This is a genomic window from Bacteroides fluxus YIT 12057 (assembly GCF_000195635.1).
Lineage (GTDB): Bacteria > Bacteroidota > Bacteroidia > Bacteroidales > Bacteroidaceae > Bacteroides > Bacteroides fluxus.
On sequence record NZ_GL882623.1, the window covers coordinates 1 to 21,933 of the forward strand.

Consider the following 21,933-nt stretch of genomic DNA (forward strand, 5'->3'; position numbering starts at 1 on the left):
TCCCTTACCGCGCCTGGAATGAGAAATCAATATAGAAAGTGATTACCTTAAATCTTTTCCATACAACTCTTTTCAATTTATATGCAACGAGAGGGTATTCGGATTAGAGGGTAAAAGTCCTTTTTCTTGTGTATGCAACTTATCTTAATCCTAGGGAATATTATGGATCTGAAAAATTTAAAAGTGTTTAAAATCAAAGATTTATCTTCCGTTTTTACTTCTCTATTTCATTTTTTATTCCTATCTTTACTCTGTGTTAAAGGTGCATTAAGCCCTTTTGTTGGTAAATAATTTAGTTTTTATAAAAGAAAATTTTGTTTTGAGAAAACAATAATAAACTTAAGGCGTTTATTATTGTAGTATTATTAGACGACATGAAAACAACTGTAAAGACATTTTGGATTTGTATGGTACTGATGTTGGCTTACAGCATGAGTGGAAAAGCCATTGATCTGACAAAGGTGGATGCTAAGTTGGGTGATGCCGATGCAGTTTCTGTCTCTTCGTCTTTAAGTTCCGCTACTTCTGATAATATTCAAAAACGTACTTCTTTATTTACTAACATTAAGTTTGCATGGACTACGGACATGGAGTTGGGAAGTAAACCTGTTTCTGAAAATTATATTTCCAACCAACAACGTTTGCGTAGAGTTCTTGAAGATAATCTTTTTCTTAGAAATATTCTTTTAATATTATCCAATCACGAGAATCATCTCGTACAAGGTCGGTCCAAGCTATACTATTCTGACAAAGACCCGTATTATGCATTGACGGGTAGTGACTACTATATCTACACGCTTCGGCGGATTTTGATTTAGCTGGCATTTATTCCTTCTTGTTTTTCCCCTTTGCCCTTCTTTCCTAGGTGTTTGAAAGTAGGTAGCCTTTGGTGTGCATAGCACTGAAATAAGGTTGCAAGGTTGATTACGTCCTATTGGGAATCGTAACAGGGAAACTATACCCCTACGAATCATTTTTTCAAAAATCAATTTTAATACCAACAATTAAACTTTTCATCATGGAAACTACTCAAAAAAAGTCTGCCTCTTTTAAAGGCATCAAATCCGCTGGTTGGGTAATCGTAATTTGTTTTATCATCGCCCTGCTTATTTTTAACTTTGTATTGGGAAATCCCTCTAACTTCATGAACAATGACCCGAACAACCACCCGTTGCCAGGAAATTTCTTGGGGACTATTTATAAAGGTGGATTTATTGTTCCTGTTATCCAAACTCTCTTGCTGACTGTCATTGCCTTGAGTATTGAGCGTTATATCGCTATCCGTGCAGCATTCGGTAAAGGCTCATTGGTGAAATTTGTGGAAAATATTAAAGCGGCATTGGCTGCCGGCGATATGAATAAGGCTCAGCAGATTTGTGATGCACAACGCGGATCTGTGGCAAATGTGGTAAATGCCACTTTGAAAAAGTATGCCGAGATGGAGAGTGACACGACTCTGTCTAAAGACCAGAAATTGCTTGCTATCCAGAAAGAACTTGAAGAGGCTACTGCATTGGAGCTGCCGATGATGGAGCAGAACCTTCCGATTATCGGTACTATTACTACTCTGGGCACATTGATGGGACTGCTCGGTACGGTTATCGGTATGATTCGTTCATTTGCCGCTTTGGCTGCCGGAGGTTCTGCCGACTCAATGGCATTGTCTCAAGGTATTTCCGAGGCTTTGATTAATACGGCATTCGGTATCTTGACAGGTGCATTGGCTGTTATCTCTTATAACTATTACACCAATAAGATTGATAAACTGACTTACAGCCTTGACGAGGTTGGTTTTTCTATCGTACAGACCTTTGCTGCTACACATAAGTAAATTGATAATTGATAGTTGACAATTGATAATTGGGCAGTGCAAAACTGTTGTATGCCTGTTATTGATTTCTAAACTTCTAATTTTAAATTCTCAATTTTCAATTTAATAATTATGGGTAGAGTAAAAATAAAAAAGAAAAGTACGTTCATCGACATGACTGCGATGAGTGACGTGACCGTATTGCTGCTGACTTTCTTCATGCTGACTTCTACGTTCGTGAAGAAAGAGCCGGTACAGGTTACCACTCCTGCATCAGTTTCCGAGATTAAGATTCCGGAAACCAACATCCTTCAGATATTGGTCGATCCGAACGGAAAAATATTCATGAGTCTGGATAAGCAGTCCGACTTGCGCAATGTGTTGGAGGCTATGGGGCAAGAGTATGGAGTGACTTTCACTCCTGAAGAAATCAAGAAATTTACGCTGGCAACTACTTTCGGGGTACCGATGAAGAGCATGAAGAAATTTCTGGATTTGCCGCAAGACCAGCAAGATGCTGTATTAAAGAATGAAGGAATACCGGCAGACAGCATTGACAATCAGTTTAAAGCCTGGGTACGCAATGCCCGTGCTGCGAACAGTGATCTGCGTATTGCTATCAAGGCAGACGCCAATACTCCTTATTCCGTAATCAAGAATGTAATGAACTCACTGCAGGACCTTAGGGAGAACCGGTATAATCTGATTACTTCTCTGAAGACGACGAGTGACGAGTAACACGTTGCAAGTGATGAGTTACAAGTAGAAAAAGAAAGGAAACATTATGGCTGAAATACAAGAAAGCGGCAATAAGAAAGGCGGGAAAAGCAAGCAAAAAAAGATGACCGTTAGGGTGGACTTTACCCCGATGGTGGACATGAATATGTTGCTGATTACCTTCTTCATGCTTTGTACTTCGCTGAGTAAACCTCAGACTATGGAGATAAGCATGCCGAGCAACGATAAAAGCATTACCGAGGAACAGCAGAGTAAAGTGAAAGCATCCCAAGCCATCACATTGCTGCTGGGTGATGACGACAAATTGTATTATTATGACGGTGAGCCCAATTACAAAGACTATACATCGCTGAAGGAAACTACCTATCAGCCGGATGGTTTGAGGGATATGCTCCTGAGACGTAATAGGACTGCTGTGAATGAAGTGAACAAGCTGAAGCAGCAGAAGATGGAACTGAAGATATCAGAGGAAGATTTTACGAAACGGCTTTCCGAGATAAAAAGCGGGAAGGATACGCCTACGGTTATCATCAAGGCTACTGATGCGGCGTCGTATAAGAATCTGATTGATGCTCTCGATGAAATGCAAATATGTAATATAGGTAAGTATGTGATAACGGATATCGCCGAAGCTGACGAGTTTCTGATGAAGAACTATGAAAGCAAAGGTGAATTGTCTCAGAACATTGCCGAATAATGTGTAACACCTAAAACGATAAAAGAATATGGCTAAAGTAGATTTAAGTTCTGCGGAATGGTGTGACCTTATATTCAACGGCAAGAATAAAGCGTATGGCGCCTATAAGATGAGGGAAAATTCTCCCAAACGTCACAACATAGCTGTTGTATTGGTGATAGTGATTGCCTTGGTGGGCTTCAGCGTCCCTACCTTGATAAAGATGGCTACTCCCAAACAGAAGGAAGTGATGACGGAAGTGACTACCCTTTCACAACTGGAAGAACCGGAAGTGAAACAAGAGGAAATGAAACGTGTGGAACCGGTGGCTCCGCCTCCTCCCGCATTGAAAAGTTCTATCAAGTTTACAGCTCCTGTCATTAAGAAGGACGAGGAGGTAAGGGATGAAGACGAGATCAAGAGCCAGGAGGAGCTTACCCAGACCAAGGTTGCTATTTCCATTGCCGATGTGAAAGGCAATGACGAAGAAAACGGCAAGGACATCGCTGATTTGAAGCAAGTGGTTACCCAGGCTCCGGTGGAAGAAGAAAAGGTATTTGACATGGTAGAGCAGATGCCGCAGTTCCCCGGCGGTCAGACTGAGTTGCTGAAATACATCGCCAACCATTTGAAGTATCCGACCATCGCCGCTGAAAACGGTGTACAGGGACGCGTGACCTGTCAGTTTGTGGTGGGTAAAGACGGCAAGGTGCGTGACGTAAAGGTCATCAAGACCTTGGACCCTTATTGCGATAAAGAAGCAATCCGGGTAATCATGTCAATGCCCAACTGGATTCCCGGCAAGCAGAACGGTGCGGCGGTGGCTGTGAAATATACAGTGCCCATTACCTTCAGATTACAATAATGTGTGTGTGATGAAAACGGTGAAACAACTTCAGCTTTCAGGCTTGCTGGCGATGCTGGCTCTTTTGTCAGCCTGCCAGGGCAAGCCCAAGGACGGACAGACGGATACCTATACTTCCGGTGTGGTTGCAATTGCTGCCGACGAAAGTTTCCGACCCATTGTACAGGAAGAAATCAATGTATTCGAAGGTCTGTTTCCCTTGGCAGGAATTGTGCCCCGTTATGTGACGGAAGTGGAAGCCGTCAATCTCTTGCTCAAGGACAGTCTGCGGTTGGCTATAACCAGCCGTAGGCTGACTCCGGAGGAGATGAACTCCTTTAACAGCCGTAAATTTTTTCCGCAGGAGATAAAGATCGCTACGGACGGTCTGGCGCTTATTACTCATAAGGGGAATCCCGATACCTTGATTACCGTGAGTGATATCCGTAATATCTTGACGGGCAAGATTACGCGGTGGAAGGAACTTTATCCGGAATCTGCATTGAAAGACATCAGTCTGGTGTTTGACAACAAGAATTCCAGTACGGTGCGTTTTGCAGTTGATTCCATTTGCAAGGGAGCTGCGCTTTCAAATCGGGTAAAGGCGTTGAAGACCAATAAGGAGGTCATTGACTATGTGTCAAGAACGCCGGATGCCGTCGGCATTATCGGTGTGAACTGGTTGAGTGACCGGAATGACAGTACGGGGCTTTCTTTCAGCAAGGAGGTACAGGTGATGTCCGTCAGTGCAGCCGGTAAGGCTACGCCGGAAAACAGTTACAAGCCTTATCAGGCATATTTGTTTTATGGCGACTATCCGCTGGCACGCAGCATTTATGTCTTGTTGAATGATCCGCGGAGCGCTCTTCCGTGGGGCTTTGCTTCTTTCCTCGCATCCGACCGGGGGCAGCGGATTATATTAAAGTCGGGACTAGTGCCTGCCACCCAACCGGTGCGCGTGGTAAACGTCAAGGATGAATAACTAAAATGAAAGCTAAAATGAAACGTAGATTTGTATTATGTATGGGAGCGATACTGCTGACAGGTACGCTCGCCGCACAAACGCCGGTGCCCGAGTGGCAGGCGGGGGTAGATAAGGTTAAAAGTCTGGTTAAGGACAACCTGGATCAAGCTTCGGAAGAAGCCGGTGAATTGTTGAAAGGCAAGAATAAGAAAAATGTGGAGCTGGTAACTTCCATAGCCCGCGTTTATCTGGACGCCGGAAAGCTGACGGAAGCGGAAGCCTATTTGGAGAAGGCCCGGAAGGCCGACCACAAGGCTCCCGAGGTATCAGTCCTGGAAGGTGACATCGCTTTGGCCCGGAAAGATGTGGGCAAGGCGTGCCAGTTGTATGAGCAAGCCATTTATTTTGATCCTGACTGCAAGGAAGCCTATCTCAAGTATGCACAGGCCTATAAGTCGGCCAGTCCTGCGCAGGCCATCGAGAAGTTACAGCAACTGAAGGCAATCGCTCCGGACTATCTGGAAGCTGATAAGGTGCTGGCCGAAGTATATTATGCCAACAATCATTTCGGCAAGGCGGCCGAGGCGTATGCAAAGTTCATCGATACTCCCATCGCCACGGAAGATGATATTTTGAAATATGCCTTTGCTTTGTTCCTGAACCATGATTTCGAGAAATCTTTGCAGGTTGCCCAAAAAGGATTGCAGCAAAATGCCCGTCATGCGGCATTCAATCGTCTTGCAATGTATAATTATACCGACTTGAAGCGTTATGAAGAAGCCGAAAAAGCGGCTGATGCCTTCTTCAATGATTCGGATAATGCCGATTATTCCTATCTGGACTATCGCTATTACGGAGCTTTGTTGAGTGCCTTGAAGAAATACGACCGGGCTGTCATGGAATATGGCAAGGCTCTGGAAAAAGACAGTACTCAGAATGACGTTTGGCGGGAAATTTCCGATGCATACGAGCAGGATAACAATTATGCCCGGGCAATTATCGCTTATCAAAAATATTATGATTCGTTGGATCAAGATAAAAAGGCGCCCGAAACCTTATTCCAGTTAGGACGCCTATATTACGGGCAAGGGACTTCTACGGATACCCTTGCCGTCCGGCCTGCCGACCGTAAGGCGGCTTTACAGGCAGCAGACTCTGTGTTCACTCTTGTCTCTGAACAAGCTCCCGGCAGTTACTTGGGAGAGCTGTGGCGTGCCAGAACCAATTCCGCTATGGACCCTGAAACGACAGAGGGTCTTGCGAAGCCTCATTATGAGAAGGTTGTGGACATTCTCCTGGCTAAAAACGAACCGAAGTACAACTCTGCATTGATAGAGTGCTACAGTTATCTGGGCTACTACTATCTGTTGAAGAGTGATTATCCTGCTTCGAAAGAGTATTGGAATAAAATTCTGGCTATCGACCCCACCAACGCTACTGCAAAGAAAGCGTTGGACGGCATCAAATAGCAATAATTTTAGTTGTTTGTCGTGTCGGGAGGAGTGGAGAGTGATTCTTAGCTCCTCCTTTTTTTGCCCTTTTGTAACCTGTTTTCATTCTTCTTTTTGATGTCCTACCAGACCCTCTTCTTCTTTTTACTAAAACTCGGATGACGATTTATTAAATCATTTTCTCATGCTCTGCAGTAGCTTTTGAGAGGGTTTTTAAAGAAAGCCTGCTCAGTCTGGTATCTGTCAAATAAAATGAAGGCATGTACTTCCCCGGATTATTTTTATTATTTTCTTCCTGAAACGCTTGTTGTTCTAAAAAGAATATATACTTTTGCGGTGTACTATTATACTAATACACGTAAACAATATAATCTTTAATAGATCCAAGCGTATGTTACAAGTAGAAAACATTTCATTTAGCTATCGCAGGGGCAAGAAAGAAGTCCTGAGCGATTTTTCGCTTTCGCTGGAGAAGGGTAGGGTATATGGCTTGTTGGGAAAGAACGGAGCCGGTAAATCCACGCTGCTTTATCTGATGAGCGGTTTGCTCACTCCCAAACACGGGAAAGTGATGTATCATGATACCGATGTGCGCCGTCGGTTGCCTATTACCCTGCAGGACATGTTTCTGGTACCCGAAGAATTTGAACTGCCGCCTATTTCCTTGGTCAGCTACATCGAGTTGAACGGTAACTTCTACCCTCGTTTCAGCAAAGAGGATATGGTGAAGTATCTGCACTTCTTTGAAATGGACTTGGACACGGACTTGGGAGCCTTGTCTATGGGGCAGAAGAAGAAAGTCTTTATGAGCTTTGCATTGGCCACCAATACCTCGTTGCTGCTGATGGATGAACCCACCAATGGACTGGATATTCCGGGCAAGAGCCAGTTCCGTAAATTCATCGCTTCGGGCATGTCGGATGATAAAACAATCGTGATCTCTACCCATCAAGTTCGCGATATTGATAAGGTGCTGGATCATGTATTGATCATGGATAACAGCCATGTCTTGCTGGACCAGTCCATTACCAGTATCTGTGACAAGTTGCTGTTTGTAGAAAGTGACGACCGTGAGTTGGCCAAGACTGCACTCTATACGCTTCCGTCCGTACAAGGAAATCTCCTTTTATTGCCTAATACGGAAAATGAAGAATCGGAAATTAATCTAGAACTGCTGTTTGGCGCTACACTTGCTATGCCCGATAAGATAGTGGAAATGTTTCACGCTAAAATGAACGAACAATGATACGAGATACTTTTTTTGATTGGCATCGTTTCGTAAATGTATGCCGCAAGGAGATGGTGGAGGGTTGGAAGGCCAATCTGCTCCGCATGGTGCTGATGTATGGTGTGTTGGCGATTGCGCTTGTCTGGAATGCCTACGTTGAATACGACGGAGATAGAAGCAGGGAGGCGATAGAAAGGAACGTTTGGTCATTCGGCATTGTGGCCTTTATCTGGGGCATCACGGTGATGGGCTGTCTCAGTGCTTCGTTTACCATGGAACGCATGAAGACGAAGACCAGCCGGATGGCTATGCTGATGACGCCCGCCACTATGTTTGAGAAGTTTTTTGCACGCTGGGTAGTGTTTACGTTCGTGTTTCTGGTAGTTTATATTATAGCCTATAAATTGGCGGATTGGACGCGTATCTTGGTTTTCATGGCGAAATATCCCGAAATGGACCATATTGGGCAAGTTCCGCTATGCTCCCACATGGTCAGTGAGTGTAGAACTTGTACTGAACATTGGACGGCTTTTCCCGATTATTGGAGATTCATGCTCGGTGTGAGCGGTTATTTCTTTTTCCAGTCTTGTTTTGTGCTTGGCAGTTCCATCTGGCCGAAGAATGCTTTCCTGAAGACGTTTGCTGCCGGAGTAATCATCGTTATCGTCTATGCCCTGATAGGGACTATGCTTGCCAAGCTGCTGATATCTGACTACTATGTGGATAGAGAACATCCTTCGGAGGAGGCGCTGTGGGCTTGTATGACGGTGGTTGCCTTTGCGATGGCTCTTTTCAACTGGATACTTGCCTATTTCCGTTTCAAAGAATCTGAAATCATTAACCGCTGGTAAAGAATATGAATTTCAAAGAAAGTAAAGCCATCTACCTGCAAATAGCAGACCGCATTTGCGACGAAGTGCTTCTGGGCCACTACCGGGAGGAAGGACGTATTCCTTCGGTAAGGGAGTATGCGGCTGTGGTAGAGGTTAACGCCAATACGGTGATGCGCTCGTACGATTACCTGCAGACGCAAGGGGTTATTTATAACAAACGGGGTATCGGTTACTTTGTATCTGCCGGTGCACGTAAGCTAATCCTTTCGTTGCGGAAAGAATATTTCCTGAAAGAAGAAGTGGATTATTTCTTCAAACAGATATTTACATTGGGTATTTCTGCCGGAGAACTGGCGGATATGTACCGCGAGTTTACCAAGAAACAAAAATAAAGTAATTATGAAACGGACAACTTATATAATATTCGGAGTAATGCTTGCCGGCCTGTTGGCGATGAGTGGCATTATATTCTATATGTCGTTATATACTATCGAATGGGAAGAAACTTTTATGGAAATCAAAGGGGACAGGCAGACTGTAGCGCTGCCGCCATGCAGGGTGGTGAAACTCACTCAGCCCCAGACCGTGTGGAAGCAGAAGAGCAAGGGGATTGTAGAAGCGGAGCGTGTCGTTTCGTTTATAAAAGCTCCGTTGGCCGTTGTTCCTGTAGATTCTCTGCAGGGGAGCTTGTCTCTGGCAGGTGATATGGTGCCTTTTGTATCGGTAACTGCTGCAGGCGATACTGTGTGTATAGAATTTGACATTTCGGACGGGAAGATTGAAAAGCGTTTTCGGGATGTTCATTGGTTGAAGGTCAAGTCCGAAAAGATGCAACTGAACATTCCGGAGGGTGTACAGGCTGTTTTAGTGGATGTTGAGGGCATGCAAACGGATTTCCGCGGATTCTGTTGCGACACACTGGCTTTCAAGGTGCGGGATTTTGCCAGGGTGGAAGATTGTCGTATTGTCTCTTTGGCGGCACAGGCACGGACCCTGCGTCTCAATAGCGGTGAAGTGCGGAATTTGCATCTGAATTTGGACGGTACCGCCGACTGTAGAGTGAAAGTCGATTCCTTCCGTATTGATACGGAGCATCTGACGGGTAGCAGAAGGTATCACAATGTGTTGCAGAGGGGAGAATGCCGTAGGGTTCTCTGGACACCGAAAAATAAAGACGCTTCTCTGAATGTGGAGTTGAACCAGGCGGTGAGGATTGAAATGGATTAAGTTTGTTTTCTTCACGCAGGTGGGGAAGAAACAAGTTCGCTCCCAATTCGCTTAATCGGGATTTTGCATTATCTTTGTGAGAAATAAAATCTACGGTATATGGTCTTGCAATTGATATTTGTATTAGTCTCTATTATTATAGGTGCGCGTTTAGGAGGTATCGGCCTTGGAGTTATGGGGGGTATCGGACTGGCAATCCTGGTCTTTGGCTTCGGATTGCAGCCCACCTCACCTCCTATTGATGTCATGCTGATGATCGCCGCCGTCATCTCTGCGGCATCTTGCATGCAGGCTGCCGGCGGCTTGGATTATATGGTGAAACTGGCGGAGAAGTTATTGCGCAAGAATCCGTCACAAGTCACCATCCTGAGTCCTATAGTAACTTATCTGTTTACGTTTGTTGCCGGTACCGGACATGTGGCCTATTCAGTGCTCCCGGTGATTGCCGAAGTTGCCACAGAAACCAAGATACGTCCCGAAAGGCCTTTAGGAATAGCCGTGATTGCTTCACAACAGGCTATTACGGCCAGCCCTATTTCGGCAGCAACGGTAGCACTGCTCGGTTTGCTGACGGGATTTGATATTACCCTGTTCGATATCTTGAAGATTACAATTCCTGCTACCATTATCGGCGTACTGGTAGGGGCCTTGTTTTCAATGAAAGTGGGTAAGGAGCTGGTAGATGATCCTGAATATCAGAAGAGGCTTGCAGAAGGTTATCTTAATACCAAGAAAATAGAGATAGCGAGTTTGCATAACAAGCGTCATGCTTTGGTGTCTGTACTCATCTTTATTCTTGCTACGGTTTTTATTGTGTTCTTCGGTTCGTTTGACGCTTTGCGTCCTTCGTTTGTTGTGGATGGTGAGACGGTGAAGCTCGGTATGTCTGCAATTATAGAAATCATTATGCTGTCTGCCGCCGCCCTTATTCTGCTGCTGACTAAGACGGATGGGATGAAAGCAACGCAAGGTTCGGTGTTTCCGGCGGGTATGCAAGCGGTTATTGCTATATTCGGCATTGCCTGGATGGGTGATACTTTCCTGCAAGGTAACTTGTTGCAATTGACCCGTTCCATAGAGGGAGTCGTACGGGAAATGCCCTGGCTGTTCGGGATCGCCCTGTTTGTAATGTCTATCCTGCTTTATAGCCAGGCTGCTACAGTCCGTGCATTGATGCCTTTGGGCATAGCCTTGGGCATTTCTCCTATGATATTGATTGCTTTGTTTCCCGCAGTGAACGGCTATTTCTTTATTCCCAATTATCCTACGGTTGTGGCGGCCATCAATTTTGACCGTACCGGAACAACCAGAATCGGCAAGTATGTGTTGAATCACTCTTTTATGATGCCCGGACTTGTTTCAACGGTGGTGGCTATCGCGCTGGGCTTATTGTTTATCAAAATATTCTGAGGGTAATATTATCCGGTAGAACCCCCAAAAGGGGCAGAAACAAAAAAGAATCGCGATTGCGATTCTTTTTTTCTTAGTTGCGGAGGCCTGACTCGAACAGACGACCTTTGGGTTATGAGCCCAACGAGCTACCAACTGCTCCACTCCGCGATTTTGTGAGTGCAAAGGTACGGCTTTTATTGGAATATGCAAATAAAATCTGCATTATTTTATGAAATAAATATCCTGTGATATGTAATTTGTTGATAATAAGCTGATAAACGGATAGCCTTTTAAAGCTTCTCTTTTCATTCTGAATGTTGATAAGACATGCCTGTTGGCTGAATTGTTGTTTGGAAGATGTTATATGCTCCTATGTGAAGGGTATCTCTTGAAAAGTTTTCGGGAAGCTGCTGCAAAAACTTCCGAAGCTAAGACTAAAAGTTGGAGGAGTTAAGTGGAAACTCTGTTCGCAGTGCGCGAACGGATATTCAAAGCGTGCGAATATGTATTCAAAGCTTGCGAACGGATATTCATAAGCTTTGAATAAAGCTTTTTCTACTGAAAAAAGAATCCCGCCAGTGGTTTAAAATCTTCATTTTCTTGTAAGATATGCGGAAATGTCTTACTTTTGCTCAAATTATTAAGCAATGTGCAATTAATCTATGACCGTATCGAAGACAAAAGCTAAATTAGTGGACGTCGCCCGTCAGCTGTTTGCAAAGATGGGTGTCGAAAATACTACGATGAATGATATCGCTCTCGCTTCAAAAAAAGGTAGAAGAACACTTTATACCTATTTCAAAAGCAAGGAAGATATTTATTTGGCAGTTGTCGAGTCCGAGTTGGATATCCTGTCGGATATGATGAAACGTGTGGCTGAGAAGACTATTCAGCCGGACGAAAAGCTGATGGAGATGATTTATACTCATTTGGATGCGGTGAAAGAGGTTGTTTTCCGCAATGGAACCCTTCGGGCCAACTTCTTCCGTGATATATGGCGGGTGGAGAAAGTAAGGAAGCGTTTTGACGCCAATGAAATCCAGCTGTTTAGGGAAGTGTTGCGTGAAGGCATGGAGAAAGGCGTTTTCCGGATAGACGACTTGGATATGACGGCTGAGATTGTGCACTATTGTGTCAAGGGCATTGAAACACCTTACATTCGCGGGCATGTAGGAGCCTACCTGGATGACGAGACGCGTGACAATTATGTCACCCGGCTGGTGCTGGGGGCGTTGGGTGCAACAGGAAAGAAACAGAATAACATTAATCAATAATTTAGAAAACAGTATGGGATTATTAGATGGAAAAACAGCCATTGTAACTGGTGCTGCACGTGGCATCGGTAAGGCTATCGCTTTAAAGTTCGCTCAGGAAGGAGCAAACATCGCATTCACCGACCTGGTGATTGATGAGAATGCTGAAGCTACGGCAAAAGAAATAGAGGCGTTGGGTGTGAAGGCCAAAGGATATGCTTCTAACGCGGCCAACTTTGAAGATACTGCCAAGGTAGTGGAAGAAATTCACAAAGATTTCGGCCGGATTGATATTCTGGTGAACAATGCCGGTATTACTCGTGACGGTCTGATGATGCGTATGAGCGAGCAGCAATGGGATATGGTCATTAATGTGAATCTGAAGTCCGCGTTCAATTTCATTCATGCGTGTACACCAATCATGATGCGCCAAAAGGCAGGTAGCATTATCAATATGGCATCTGTGGTAGGTGTTCACGGCAATGCGGGCCAGGCCAACTACTCTGCTTCCAAGGCGGGTATGATCGCTTTGGCCAAGTCTATCGCGCAGGAATTAGGTTCCCGTGGGGTTCGTGCCAACGCTATCGCTCCGGGCTTTATCATGACTGACATGACTGCTGCCTTGTCTGATGAAGTAAAGGCGGAATGGTGCAAGAAGATACCTTTGCGTCGTGGCGGTACTCCCGAAGACGTGGCGAATATTGCTACCTTCTTGGCTTCTGATATGTCATCATACGTATCCGGACAGGTTATCCAGGTAGATGGTGGTATGAATATGTAAAATAAATGAAGAATGACTGTCATATACGAAGACAATCATATCATTATAGTCAGCAAGACCGCTTCCGAGATTGTTCAAGGAGACAAGACGGGTGATACGCCGCTTTCAGAGACTGTAAAGCAATATCTGAAGGAAAAGTACAATAAGCCCGGCAATGTTTTCATTGGTGTTACGCACCGGTTGGACCGTCCCGTGAGCGGTCTTGTTGTTTTTGCCAAGACCAGTAAGGCCCTTTCCCGTCTCAACGAGATGTTCAAGGACGGCGAGGTGAAGAAGACCTATTGGGCAGTGGTGAAAAACCGCCCTCCCGAGGAAGAGGGGGAACTGGTACATTATATGGTACGAAACGAGAAGCAGAACAAAAGTTACGCGTACGACAAGGAGAGACCCGGCAGCAAGAAGGCGATCCTGCATTACCGGCTCATCGGAAAATCGCAAAACTATTATTTATTGGAAATAGACTTGAAAACCGGACGCCATCATCAGATCCGTTGCCAGCTGGCAAAGATGGGATGCCCCATCAAGGGGGACTTGAAGTACGGTTTTCCCCGTTCCAATCCGGATGGCAGTATTTGCCTCCATGCACGTTTTATCCGTTTTGTGCATCCGGTATCCAAGGAGATGGTTGCAGTGGAAGCGCCTGTTCCTTCCGGGAATCTGTGGAACGGATTTGAAAATATTTAGAACCTTTTTATAACTAAATTCAATGAAAAAAAACACTATTTTATCGGGGTTGCTGCTTTTAGCCGGACTGGCAGCCCAGGCACAAGACCGGGTGACGGAGTACAACGTACGCCCTGCCGTTGCGTTACGCACTCCTCTACAGAGTGACAGTATCAATTTCACCGGAGAAAAGTTTACGGTTGGCAATCTGCTGAAGACGGATATCAGTCTCGATTTTGAGGGACGTCCGTATGAGCGCATGTCCGCCGATACTGCCGGTTATGTGGCTGTGCAGAAAGCGGACAAGGATAACCTTGTCTATCTGTTTGCTACCAACCTGCGTGCAGAGCGCTTTATGAAAGGTAAATTGAATATCTATTCTCCTGCCCGCTTTGAGGTATTTGTGAACGGTGTGTCCAAGCAGACTAAAGAAACGGCGGAAGACAGTCTTTCCGAAGTCCGTCCGGTGGCAGTCAGCTTGCGTCTTGAACCGGAAGCGGATAATGAAATTGTCATCAAACTGCTGTCTGCGGCCGATGACAAGATACAGCCGGTTCTGAAGTGCGAATTCGAGAAGGAGAAAGATTTTGCCGAGGTCGGTTACCGGATGGCACCGGACTTGAAGAGGCGTTTTTCCTTGTATAATACCGCATTCGGTTGTCGTGTCAGTTCGGTGTCTCTCTCGCCGAACGGGAAGTACCTGTTGACACGCTACTCCGACAATTATTCCACGAAACGTTCCAGAACGCATTGTGAACTCACGGAGGTGAAGACCGGACGTGTGATATTGCCCGATGCCAACGAGAGTATGCGTTGGATGCCTTACAGTAATAAACTCTATTACACGGTGGTAGGCGAACGGCAGAGAGACTTGGTGGTATATGATCCCGCTACCATGCGTGAAGAGGTGTTGTTCAAAAATGTCCCCGAAGGTTATTTCTATTGGTCGCCTACGGAAGATTACTTGATTTATGCGCCTGTGGATGAGGGTGAAAAGGTGAATGGACCGTTGAAGCGTCTCCTTCATCCTGACGACCGCATCCCCGGTTCCCGTAACCGCCGTTACTTGGTGAAGTATGATATGGCGACCGGACTTTCCGAGCGTCTGACTTATGGAAGCCATAACGTTTATCTCAATGATATTTCTCCCGACGGAAAGAAACTTTTGTGTTCTACTTCCAAACCTGATATAACGAAGTGTCCTTTCTCGCTTTCCTCTTTGTTCGAGATAGACCTGGCCACCTTGAAGGCTGATACGTTGGTTTCCTGGGATGCTTATGCGGGAGGTGCCTCTTACTCTCCGGACGGAAAGCAGCTGTTGCTGACCGGTAGTCCGTCGGCTTTCGGAGGTATCGGCAAAAACTGCGGCGAACACCCTATAGCCAATGACTTTGATACCCAGGCTTTCATCATGGACTTGTCCACGAAGAAGGTCACTCCCATTACGCGTGACTTCAATCCTACGGTGAATCTCTTGCAATGGAACCGTACAGACGGCTGTATCTATTTCAATACTACTGACGGCGACTGCCAGCACATCTACCGCTATACTCCGAAGACCGGACAGTTTGAAATGCTTCCCCTGAAAGAGGACGTGATCACTTCCTTCACGCTGGCGGAAGACAATCCGGCGATAGCTGCTTATGTGGGAGGCGGAAATACCAGTGTGGGCGTTGCTTATACATACGATGCGAAAAAGAAGGCTTCCACTTTGCTTGCCAATCCGATGCAACCCATTTTGGACAAGATAGAACTCGGCAAGATGGAAGAATGGAACTTTACGGCGGCAGACGGCACAGAGATTAAGGGGATGATGTGCCTGCCTCCTTCATTCGACCCGAATAAGAAATATCCGCTGATTGTTTATTACTATGGCGGTACTACGCCCACTACACGTGGCATCACTTCTCCTTATTGCGCGCAGCTGTTCGCTTCACGCGATTATGTGGTCTATGTCATCCAGCCCAGTGGCGCTATCGGATACGGTCAGGAGTTCTCTGCCCGTCATGTGAATGCATGGGGGGAACGTACTGCCGATGAAATCATTGAAGGAACGAAAAAGTTCTGTGAGGCCCATCCGTTTGTCAATGAAAAGCGTATCGGTTGCCTGGGTGCTTCCTATGGAGGTTTCATGACGATGTATTTGCAGACCAAGACCGATTTGTTCGCCGCCGCCGCTTCACATGCCGGTATCAGCAATGTGACAAGCTATTGGGGCGAAGGTTTCTGGGGATATTCCTATAACTCCGTTGCGGCTGCAGAAAGCTATCCGTGGAACAATCCCGATTTGTTCACCAAGCATGGCGCGCTGTTCAATGCAGACAAGATAAAGACTCCGTTGCTGTTGTTGCATGGCACTGTGGATACGAATGTGCCTATCGGTGAAAGCATCCAGTTGTACAATGCGCTGAAAATCCTGGGCAAGCCGGTTGAATTCATTACGGTAGATGGCGAGAATCATTTTGTGCTGGATTATGCGAAGCGTGAGCTGTGGCAAAACTCCATTATGGCATGGTTTGCCCGTTGGTTGCAGGACAGCCCGGCATGGTGGAATGACCTCTATCCGGAAAGACACTGGTAAAGAAAGTGATAAGGTGGCAGGATGTTTGGAAAATGTCACCTTATATTCAAATAAAAAAGCCGTTCCCCAGAATAGACAAGGAGGGAACGGCTTTTTTTGTTAGTGTGCTTACTCTTCTTCGGCAGTCTTTGCAGATGTTTCCGTTATAAGCGCGGCGGTTATGGGCTGGATAACTTTCGGCCTTTTGTCGGGCTCTTTCTTGACACACTCGGTATGAATCCGAGTCTTGTCAAGAAAGAACCACCACAAACAAACATAAACAGGGCTGCTACTAATACTAACTTAGGATCATAGATACATTTGCTTTGGGCTACATATATAATTAGTCAAGTTTAAGTGTTTCATTCCGGTAGAAGCTTGACGCTTCCCGTAAGGTATGCTCAAAGGATGTGCCAAAGAGAAAAAGGAAAATGTAACTTCTTGTTTTTCAAGGATACAGGATGCCGTAGAAGCTATGATGCAATGCAGGGTAGTGTGGAAAACTGTGGAAAGTGTGGCAAGAAGTGTGGAAATATTCCACACTTCGGTTGTGGAGGGAACGGAACATGCTTTCGTCAGCTCTCTATTCCGTATAATTTCAGTTTGTTATACAGCGTTTTCCGGTCGATGCCCAACAATAGTGCGGCACGGCTCTTGTTGTTGCCTGTTTGGCGGAGAGCTTCGAGGATGTGCTGTTTCTCGGTTTCTTCATTGCGCAGCGGCATGCCGGCAAAGGCAGGGGCAGGTTCCCGCAAGTCGCTCAGTTCATCGGGGGTGATGAATCTGCCTTGGGCCAGCAATGTGGCGCGGCGTACGATGTTCTTCATCTGACGCAGGTTTCCCGGCCAGTGATATTCCAGTAAAGCCCTGGACGCCTTCTCGTCAAATCCTGTCAGATGTTTGTCCATTTCCCGGTTTGCCTGGTCAAGGAAGAAGTTGGCGAAGAGCAGGATGTCTTCGCGGCGGTCTTTCAACTGCGGCATACGCAGGGTAAACTCGTTGATGCGGTGATACAGGTCTTCACGGAACGTGCCTTTCTCAATGGCCTGTTCCAGGTTTTCGTTGGTGGCGGAGACCAATCGCACATCCACTTGTATCTCTTTGGTAGAGCCTACAGGACGTATTTTGCGCTCTTGCAGGGCGCGGAGCAACTGTATCTGTACCTCATAGCTCAAGTTTCCTATTTCGTCGAGGAAAATGGTACCGCCGTTGGCGGCGACAAAGGCTCCCGTCTTGTCTGTAAGCGCACCGGTGAAAGCTCCTTTTACGTGTCCGAAGAACTCGGAGGCCGCCAGTTCCTTGGGGATGGAACCGCAGTCTATGGCAACAAACGGCTGTCCGGAACGTTTGCTGAGCTGATGGATGCGATGGGCCACATATTCTTTGCCCGTACCGCTGGCTCCATTGATGAGCACGGACATGTTGGTAGGGGAAACAAGTTTTACATAATTATAGAGTTGCCTGGCGGCGTCACTCTCTCCTTCCAGAAAATCGGAAGGGGCGGATACGCCTGTGGTGTCCTTCTCGGCGGAATTTTTCTCTTTTCCGGAATGCATCATCTGTTTGGACGAAACGGATGATTTGTTTGGGGCAAACGCATCATCTGTTTGGGGTGAATGCATCATCTGTTTCGACACGTCGGATGATGTGTTTAGGGCTTCATCCATTTTCTTTAACAACTCATCCGGGTTTACGGGTTTGGCAATGTAATCGCAGGCGCCCAGTTTCATGGTTTGCACCGCCGATTGTATATCCGCATATCCCGTCATGATGATGAGCGGTATCGGCAAGCCGCGTTCACCCAACCATTTCAGCAGATCGATGCCGTCCTTGTCGGGCAAGCGCAGATCGGATAATATCAAGTCGATATGTTCCGTCTCAATCAGTTTCTGAGCGCGGGCGATGCTGCTGGCCGACGTTACCTGAAAACCTTTTTTCCCAAGCCACGTTTTAAGCATCATACCGTAAGTAATATCGTCTTCTACGATTAATATGGATCTCATTGCCTTTGGTTTTTATCTCTTTTATAAGTACAAAGGTAAGCGGTTTTGTGCGAAAATCGTATATTTGCAGACTTAAATTAAACAAAAAGGAAGATGAAAAGGAATTTCATTGTATTATTAACCATACTGGCTTGCGCTTTGACAGGCTGCAAGCCGGGACAAAAGAAAGATGGAGATATGGAAAAAGAGACGAAGTTGAAGATTGAAACAAGTGTGGGTGACATTATCGTGAAACTGTATAACGAAACACCCGGACATCGTGATAATTTCATAAAACTGGCTGAGGAAGGTACTTATGAAGGTACTTTGTTTCACCGTGTGATAAAAGACTTTATGATACAGGCCGGAGACCCGGAGTCCAAGAATGCCCCGAAAGGCAAGATGCTGGGAGCCGGTGACGTGGGTTATACCGTTCCCGCGGAATTCGTCTATCCGAAGTATTTCCATAAGAAAGGTGCCTTGTCTGCAGCCCGTCAGGGCGACAATGTAAACCCGAAGAAGGAGTCATCCGGCTGCCAGTTCTATATTGTGACCGGAAAGGTGTACAATGATTCCACCCTGCTGGGCATGGAACAGCAGATGAACCAGATGCGTCTGAACAATGCTTTCCAGGCGTTGGCGCAGAAACATACAAAAGAGATTTATAAGATGCGCAAGGCCGGTGACCAGGAAGGACTGATGAACCTGCAGGATTCTCTGATCGCGCAGGCTGAGGCACAAGTGGCGGGAGAACCGGAATTCCATTTCACTCCGGAACAGGTGAAAGCTTATACCACAGTGGGCGGCACTCCCCATTTGGACGGCGAATATACCGTGTTCGGCGAAGTGTTGGAAGGGCTGGATATCGTCGATCGGATTCAGAAGGTAAAGACAGACCGCAGCGACCGTCCGGAAGAAGATGTGGTGATCAAAAAAGTGACTGTCCTTGAAGATTAATAAAAAGACACTGGACAATGGTTTGCGGCTGGTGCACCATGAGGACACCAGCACGCAAATGGTTGCGTTGAACGTCGTTTATGACGTGGGTGCCCGTGATGAGCATCCCGACCATACGGGATTTGCGCATCTGTTTGAACACCTGATGTTCGGCGGTTCGGTACATATTCCCGACTATGACGCCCCCTTGCAGTTGGCGGGTGGTGAGAATAACGCATGGACCAACAATGACATCACCAACTATTATCTCACAGTCCCGAAGTCGAATGTAGAGACCGGTTTCTGGCTGGAATCCGACCGGATGCTGGAGCTGGCTTTCAGTGAGCAGAGCCTGGAAGTGCAGCGTGGTGTGGTGATGGAAGAGTTCAAGCAACGTTGCTTGAACCAACCGTACGGAGACGTGGGGCATCTGTTGCGCCCGTTGGCCTACGAGGTACATCCGTACCGCTGGCCTACGATCGGCAAGGAACTCTCACATATTGCCAACGCTACCCTGGATGAAGTCAAAGACTTCTTTTACCGCTATTATGCGCCGAACAATGCGGTGCTTGCTGTAACGGGAAATATCTCATGGACGGATACCGTCCGTCTGGCCGAGAAATGGTTTGCGCCTGTTCCCCGGAGAGACGTTCCCGTAAGGAGCTTGCCCCGGGAACCCCTGCAGACAGGGGAGCGCCGCCGGACGGTAGAGCGCAATGTGCCCTTGGATGCATTGTTTATGGCGTATCACATGTGTAGCCGTGAGGATGCGGATTACTATGCGTTCGATATTCTTTCGGATATTCTCAGCAATGGACGCTCCAGCCGTTTGAACCGTCGCCTGGTGCAGGAACAGAAGTTGTTCTCCAGTCTGGATGCCTATATCTCGGGTACACGGGATGCGGGATTGGTGCATATCAGCGGCAAACCGGCGGCAGGTGTATCGTTGGAGCAGGCTGAGGCGGCTGTACGCAAGGAACTGGACGAATTGAAGAATGCTCTTGTCGGGACACAGGAGTTGGAGAAAGTAAAGAATAAGTTTGAGTCTGCACAGATATTCGGTAATATCAACTACCTGAATGTGGCTACTAACCTGGCTTGGTTTGAGTTGGCCGGGCAGGCGGAAGATATAGACCGCGAAGTGGATAAATACCGTTCCGTGACGGCAGAACAGCTTCATACCGTGGCAGAGCAGGCTTTCCGTGAGGAAAACAGTGCGGTATTGTATTACAAGAAACAGAACTGAAACAAATGAAAACCTTCTATGAAATGTATAAGGGACATTACAAGGCATTGTTCCTTTTAGGGCTTCCTATCGTCATCGGCCAGGTAGGTGTCATCATCCTCGGTTTTGCGGATACACTGATGATCGGTCATCACAGTACCGAAGAGTTGGGAGCTGCTTCTTTCGTCAATAACATATTTACTCTCTGTATTATATTCAGCACCGGTTTCAGCTATGGGCTGACTCCCATTGTGGGCGGTTTTTATGGCAACCGTCGCTTTGCTGAGGCGGGACAGGCGTTGCGCTCCAGCTTACTGGCCAATGTGCTGGTGGCATTGCTGCTGACTTTTATCATGACGGTTGTCTATTTCAACGTCGAGCGGCTGGGACAGCCCGATGAATTGATGCCGCTGATAAAACCCTACTATCTGGTGTTGCTTGCCTCGCTGGTCTTTGTCATGCTGTTCAACGGATTCAAGCAATTCACGGATGGCATCACCGACACCAAGACGGCGATGTGGATTCTGCTCGGAGGGAATGCGCTGAACATCATAGGCAATTATATCCTCATCAACGGAAAACTGGGTTTTCCCGAATTGGGACTGCTTGGCGCAGGTATCAGTACTTTATTTTCCCGCATTGTCATGGTAGTGGTGTTTGCGGTGATCGTACTTCGCAGCCGCCGTTTCATCCGTTACCGTATCGGTTTCTTCCGTCTGGGATGGTCGAAGCAACTCTTCCGGCAACTCAATGCATTGGGCTGGCCCGTTGGCCTGCAGATGGGAATGGAAACCGCTTCTTTCAGCTTGAGCGCCATTATGGTGGGATGGCTGGGCACCATTGCGCTGGCCTCACACCAGGTTATGCTGACTATTTCGCAGTTCACGTTCATGATGTACTATGGAATGGGAGCGGCGGTAGCCGTCCGTGTCAGCAACTTCAAGGGGCAGGGCGATATGCAGAATGTGAGACGTTCTACCTATGCAGGTTTTCATCTGATACTCTGTATGGAAGTCGTGTTGCTGAGCATCGTGTTCTCCCTGCGCGACCAGGTGGGAGGCTGGTTTACGGACAGCACGGAGGTGGCTACGGCGGTATCGGCCCTGTTCTTCCCTTTCCTGATCTACCAGTTCGGTGATGGCTTGCAGATCAACTTTGCCAATGCCCTGCGTGGCATTTCGGATGTTAAACCGATGATGGTCATTGCCTTTATTTCCTATTTTGTTATATCTTTGCCCGTAGGATATCTTTGCGGCTTTGTGCTTGGCTGGGGACTGGTGGGCGTCTGGATGGCTTTCCCGTTCGGGCTGACCAGTGCAGGTCTGATGCTTTGGCTGCGGTTCCGGTATAAAACGAAACATGTGTAGAGC

20 protein-coding genes and 1 tRNA gene are annotated in these 21,933 nt (G+C 46.7%); 19 read left to right on the forward strand and 2 right to left on the reverse strand.

From position 1 onward, the window contains the following. Window positions 1-374: 374 nt before the first annotated feature. The 12 genes from HMPREF9446_RS05865 (at window position 375) to HMPREF9446_RS05920 (ending at window position 11,181) form a co-directional block, all read left to right on the forward strand. Window positions 375-818 (forward strand): hypothetical protein, encoded by a 444-nt coding sequence (locus HMPREF9446_RS05865; protein ID WP_009124540.1) that lies wholly within the window; start codon window positions 375-377, stop codon window positions 816-818. A 200-nt stretch (window positions 819-1,018) separates the two neighbouring features. After that, a complete protein-coding gene (locus tag HMPREF9446_RS05870; protein ID WP_009124541.1) occupies window positions 1,019-1,831 on the forward strand; it encodes a MotA/TolQ/ExbB proton channel family protein in 813 nt (270 codons plus the stop codon). A gap of 111 nt (window positions 1,832-1,942) precedes the next feature. Then, complete coding sequence (locus tag HMPREF9446_RS05875) at window positions 1,943-2,548, forward strand: ExbD/TolR family protein (protein WP_009124542.1); 606 nt, start codon at window positions 1,943-1,945, stop codon at window positions 2,546-2,548. A 43-nt stretch (window positions 2,549-2,591) separates the two neighbouring features. Further along, window positions 2,592-3,245 (forward strand): ExbD/TolR family protein, encoded by a 654-nt coding sequence (locus HMPREF9446_RS05880; RefSeq protein WP_087943542.1) that lies wholly within the window; start codon window positions 2,592-2,594, stop codon window positions 3,243-3,245. Between the two features lie 28 nt (window positions 3,246-3,273). Beyond that, complete coding sequence (locus HMPREF9446_RS05885) at window positions 3,274-4,089, forward strand: energy transducer TonB (protein WP_009124544.1); 816 nt, start codon at window positions 3,274-3,276, stop codon at window positions 4,087-4,089. Window positions 4,090-4,099: 10 nt separating this feature from the next. Continuing rightward, complete coding sequence (locus HMPREF9446_RS05890; RefSeq protein WP_009124545.1) at window positions 4,100-5,050, forward strand: PstS family phosphate ABC transporter substrate-binding protein; 951 nt, start codon at window positions 4,100-4,102, stop codon at window positions 5,048-5,050. Window positions 5,051-5,055: 5 nt separating this feature from the next. Further along, window positions 5,056-6,501 carry a tetratricopeptide repeat protein gene (locus tag HMPREF9446_RS05895; protein WP_009124546.1) on the forward strand — a complete coding sequence of 482 codons (1,446 nt, stop codon included), beginning with the start codon at window positions 5,056-5,058 and terminating at the stop codon, window positions 6,499-6,501. A gap of 373 nt (window positions 6,502-6,874) precedes the next feature. Beyond that, window positions 6,875-7,729, forward strand: a complete 855-nt coding sequence (locus HMPREF9446_RS05900) for an ABC transporter ATP-binding protein (RefSeq protein WP_009124548.1) — start codon at window positions 6,875-6,877, stop codon at window positions 7,727-7,729. Beyond that, the gene (locus HMPREF9446_RS05905) at window positions 7,726-8,562 is read left to right on the forward strand and encodes a membrane protein (protein WP_009124549.1); all 837 of its coding nucleotides are present in this window, start codon (window positions 7,726-7,728) and stop codon (window positions 8,560-8,562) included. Before HMPREF9446_RS05900 ends, HMPREF9446_RS05905 begins: the two co-directional genes overlap by 4 nt. A 5-nt stretch (window positions 8,563-8,567) precedes the next feature. Continuing rightward, on the forward strand, window positions 8,568-8,936 hold the full coding sequence (locus HMPREF9446_RS05910) for a GntR family transcriptional regulator (protein WP_009124550.1): 369 nt from the start codon (window positions 8,568-8,570) through the stop codon (window positions 8,934-8,936). Between the two features lie 7 nt (window positions 8,937-8,943). After that, window positions 8,944-9,771: a hypothetical protein gene (locus HMPREF9446_RS05915; RefSeq protein WP_009124551.1), complete on the forward strand. Its 828-nt coding sequence runs from the start codon at window positions 8,944-8,946 to the stop codon at window positions 9,769-9,771. A 99-nt stretch (window positions 9,772-9,870) separates the two neighbouring features. Further along, window positions 9,871-11,181, forward strand: coding sequence for an anaerobic C4-dicarboxylate transporter family protein (locus HMPREF9446_RS05920; protein WP_009124552.1), 1,311 nt, complete (start codon window positions 9,871-9,873; stop codon window positions 11,179-11,181). Between the two features lie 77 nt (window positions 11,182-11,258). Here the strand turns inward: HMPREF9446_RS05920 and HMPREF9446_RS05925 are convergent. Then, window positions 11,259-11,331, reverse strand: a tRNA-Met gene (locus tag HMPREF9446_RS05925). A 494-nt stretch (window positions 11,332-11,825) separates the two neighbouring features. Between HMPREF9446_RS05925 and HMPREF9446_RS05930 the strand changes: the two genes are divergently transcribed. Genes HMPREF9446_RS05930 through HMPREF9446_RS05945 form a run of 4 tightly spaced genes read left to right on the forward strand, consistent with a single transcriptional unit; the run spans window position 11,826 to window position 16,441 of the window. Continuing rightward, complete coding sequence (locus tag HMPREF9446_RS05930; RefSeq protein WP_009124553.1) at window positions 11,826-12,437, forward strand: TetR/AcrR family transcriptional regulator; 612 nt, start codon at window positions 11,826-11,828, stop codon at window positions 12,435-12,437. Between the two features lie 13 nt (window positions 12,438-12,450). Beyond that, window positions 12,451-13,197, forward strand: coding sequence for a 3-oxoacyl-[acyl-carrier-protein] reductase (gene fabG / locus HMPREF9446_RS05935; protein ID WP_009124554.1), 747 nt, complete (start codon window positions 12,451-12,453; stop codon window positions 13,195-13,197). A gap of 12 nt (window positions 13,198-13,209) precedes the next feature. Beyond that, window positions 13,210-13,881, forward strand: a complete 672-nt coding sequence (locus HMPREF9446_RS05940) for an RluA family pseudouridine synthase (protein WP_009124555.1) — start codon at window positions 13,210-13,212, stop codon at window positions 13,879-13,881. Between the two features lie 22 nt (window positions 13,882-13,903). Beyond that, window positions 13,904-16,441, forward strand: a complete 2,538-nt coding sequence (locus tag HMPREF9446_RS05945; RefSeq protein ID WP_009124556.1) for an alpha/beta hydrolase family protein — start codon at window positions 13,904-13,906, stop codon at window positions 16,439-16,441. Window positions 16,442-16,995: 554 nt separating this feature from the next. On the opposite strand, the gene HMPREF9446_RS05950 is transcribed toward HMPREF9446_RS05945, so the two are convergent. Further along, window positions 16,996-18,423 carry a sigma-54-dependent transcriptional regulator gene (locus HMPREF9446_RS05950; RefSeq protein WP_009124559.1) on the reverse strand — a complete coding sequence of 476 codons (1,428 nt, stop codon included), beginning with the start codon at window positions 18,421-18,423 and terminating at the stop codon, window positions 16,996-16,998. A 93-nt stretch (window positions 18,424-18,516) separates the two neighbouring features. On the opposite strand from HMPREF9446_RS05950, the gene HMPREF9446_RS05955 reads away from it, so the two are divergent. The 3 genes from HMPREF9446_RS05955 to HMPREF9446_RS05965 are packed head-to-tail and all read left to right on the forward strand — an operon-like array spanning window position 18,517 to window position 21,930. Next, window positions 18,517-19,359 (forward strand): peptidylprolyl isomerase, encoded by an 843-nt coding sequence (locus tag HMPREF9446_RS05955; protein WP_009124560.1) that lies wholly within the window; start codon window positions 18,517-18,519, stop codon window positions 19,357-19,359. After that, window positions 19,349-20,584, forward strand: coding sequence for a M16 family metallopeptidase (locus HMPREF9446_RS05960; RefSeq protein WP_009124561.1), 1,236 nt, complete (start codon window positions 19,349-19,351; stop codon window positions 20,582-20,584). The genes HMPREF9446_RS05955 and HMPREF9446_RS05960 overlap by 11 nt, the downstream gene beginning before the upstream one ends. A gap of 5 nt (window positions 20,585-20,589) precedes the next feature. Further along, window positions 20,590-21,930, forward strand: a complete 1,341-nt coding sequence (locus HMPREF9446_RS05965; protein WP_009124562.1) for an MATE family efflux transporter — start codon at window positions 20,590-20,592, stop codon at window positions 21,928-21,930. Window positions 21,931-21,933: the final 3 nt, after the last annotated feature.

Coding starts and splice junctions, on each gene's coding strand:
- HMPREF9446_RS05870 (WP_009124541.1), top strand. CDS start 1,019: ATGGAAACTACTCAAAAAAAGTCTGCCTCTTTTAAAGGCATCAAATCC.
- HMPREF9446_RS05915 (WP_009124551.1), top strand. CDS start 8,944: ATGAAACGGACAACTTATATAATATTCGGAGTAATGCTTGCCGGCCTG.
- HMPREF9446_RS05885 (WP_009124544.1), top strand. CDS start 3,274: ATGGCTAAAGTAGATTTAAGTTCTGCGGAATGGTGTGACCTTATATTC.
- HMPREF9446_RS05905 (WP_009124549.1), top strand. CDS start 7,726: ATGATACGAGATACTTTTTTTGATTGGCATCGTTTCGTAAATGTATGC.
- HMPREF9446_RS05945 (WP_009124556.1), top strand. CDS start 13,904: ATGAAAAAAAACACTATTTTATCGGGGTTGCTGCTTTTAGCCGGACTG.
- HMPREF9446_RS05900 (WP_009124548.1), top strand. CDS start 6,875: ATGTTACAAGTAGAAAACATTTCATTTAGCTATCGCAGGGGCAAGAAA.
- HMPREF9446_RS05875 (WP_009124542.1), top strand. CDS start 1,943: ATGGGTAGAGTAAAAATAAAAAAGAAAAGTACGTTCATCGACATGACT.
- HMPREF9446_RS05950 (WP_009124559.1), bottom strand. CDS start 18,423: ATGAGATCCATATTAATCGTAGAAGACGATATTACTTACGGTATGATG.
- HMPREF9446_RS05890 (WP_009124545.1), top strand. CDS start 4,100: ATGAAAACGGTGAAACAACTTCAGCTTTCAGGCTTGCTGGCGATGCTG.
- HMPREF9446_RS05895 (WP_009124546.1), top strand. CDS start 5,056: ATGAAAGCTAAAATGAAACGTAGATTTGTATTATGTATGGGAGCGATA.
- HMPREF9446_RS05920 (WP_009124552.1), top strand. CDS start 9,871: ATGGTCTTGCAATTGATATTTGTATTAGTCTCTATTATTATAGGTGCG.
- HMPREF9446_RS05930 (WP_009124553.1), top strand. CDS start 11,826: ATGACCGTATCGAAGACAAAAGCTAAATTAGTGGACGTCGCCCGTCAG.
- fabG (WP_009124554.1), top strand. CDS start 12,451: ATGGGATTATTAGATGGAAAAACAGCCATTGTAACTGGTGCTGCACGT.
- HMPREF9446_RS05965 (WP_009124562.1), top strand. CDS start 20,590: ATGAAAACCTTCTATGAAATGTATAAGGGACATTACAAGGCATTGTTC.
- HMPREF9446_RS05940 (WP_009124555.1), top strand. CDS start 13,210: ATGACTGTCATATACGAAGACAATCATATCATTATAGTCAGCAAGACC.
- HMPREF9446_RS05910 (WP_009124550.1), top strand. CDS start 8,568: ATGAATTTCAAAGAAAGTAAAGCCATCTACCTGCAAATAGCAGACCGC.
- HMPREF9446_RS05955 (WP_009124560.1), top strand. CDS start 18,517: ATGAAAAGGAATTTCATTGTATTATTAACCATACTGGCTTGCGCTTTG.
- HMPREF9446_RS05865 (WP_009124540.1), top strand. CDS start 375: ATGAAAACAACTGTAAAGACATTTTGGATTTGTATGGTACTGATGTTG.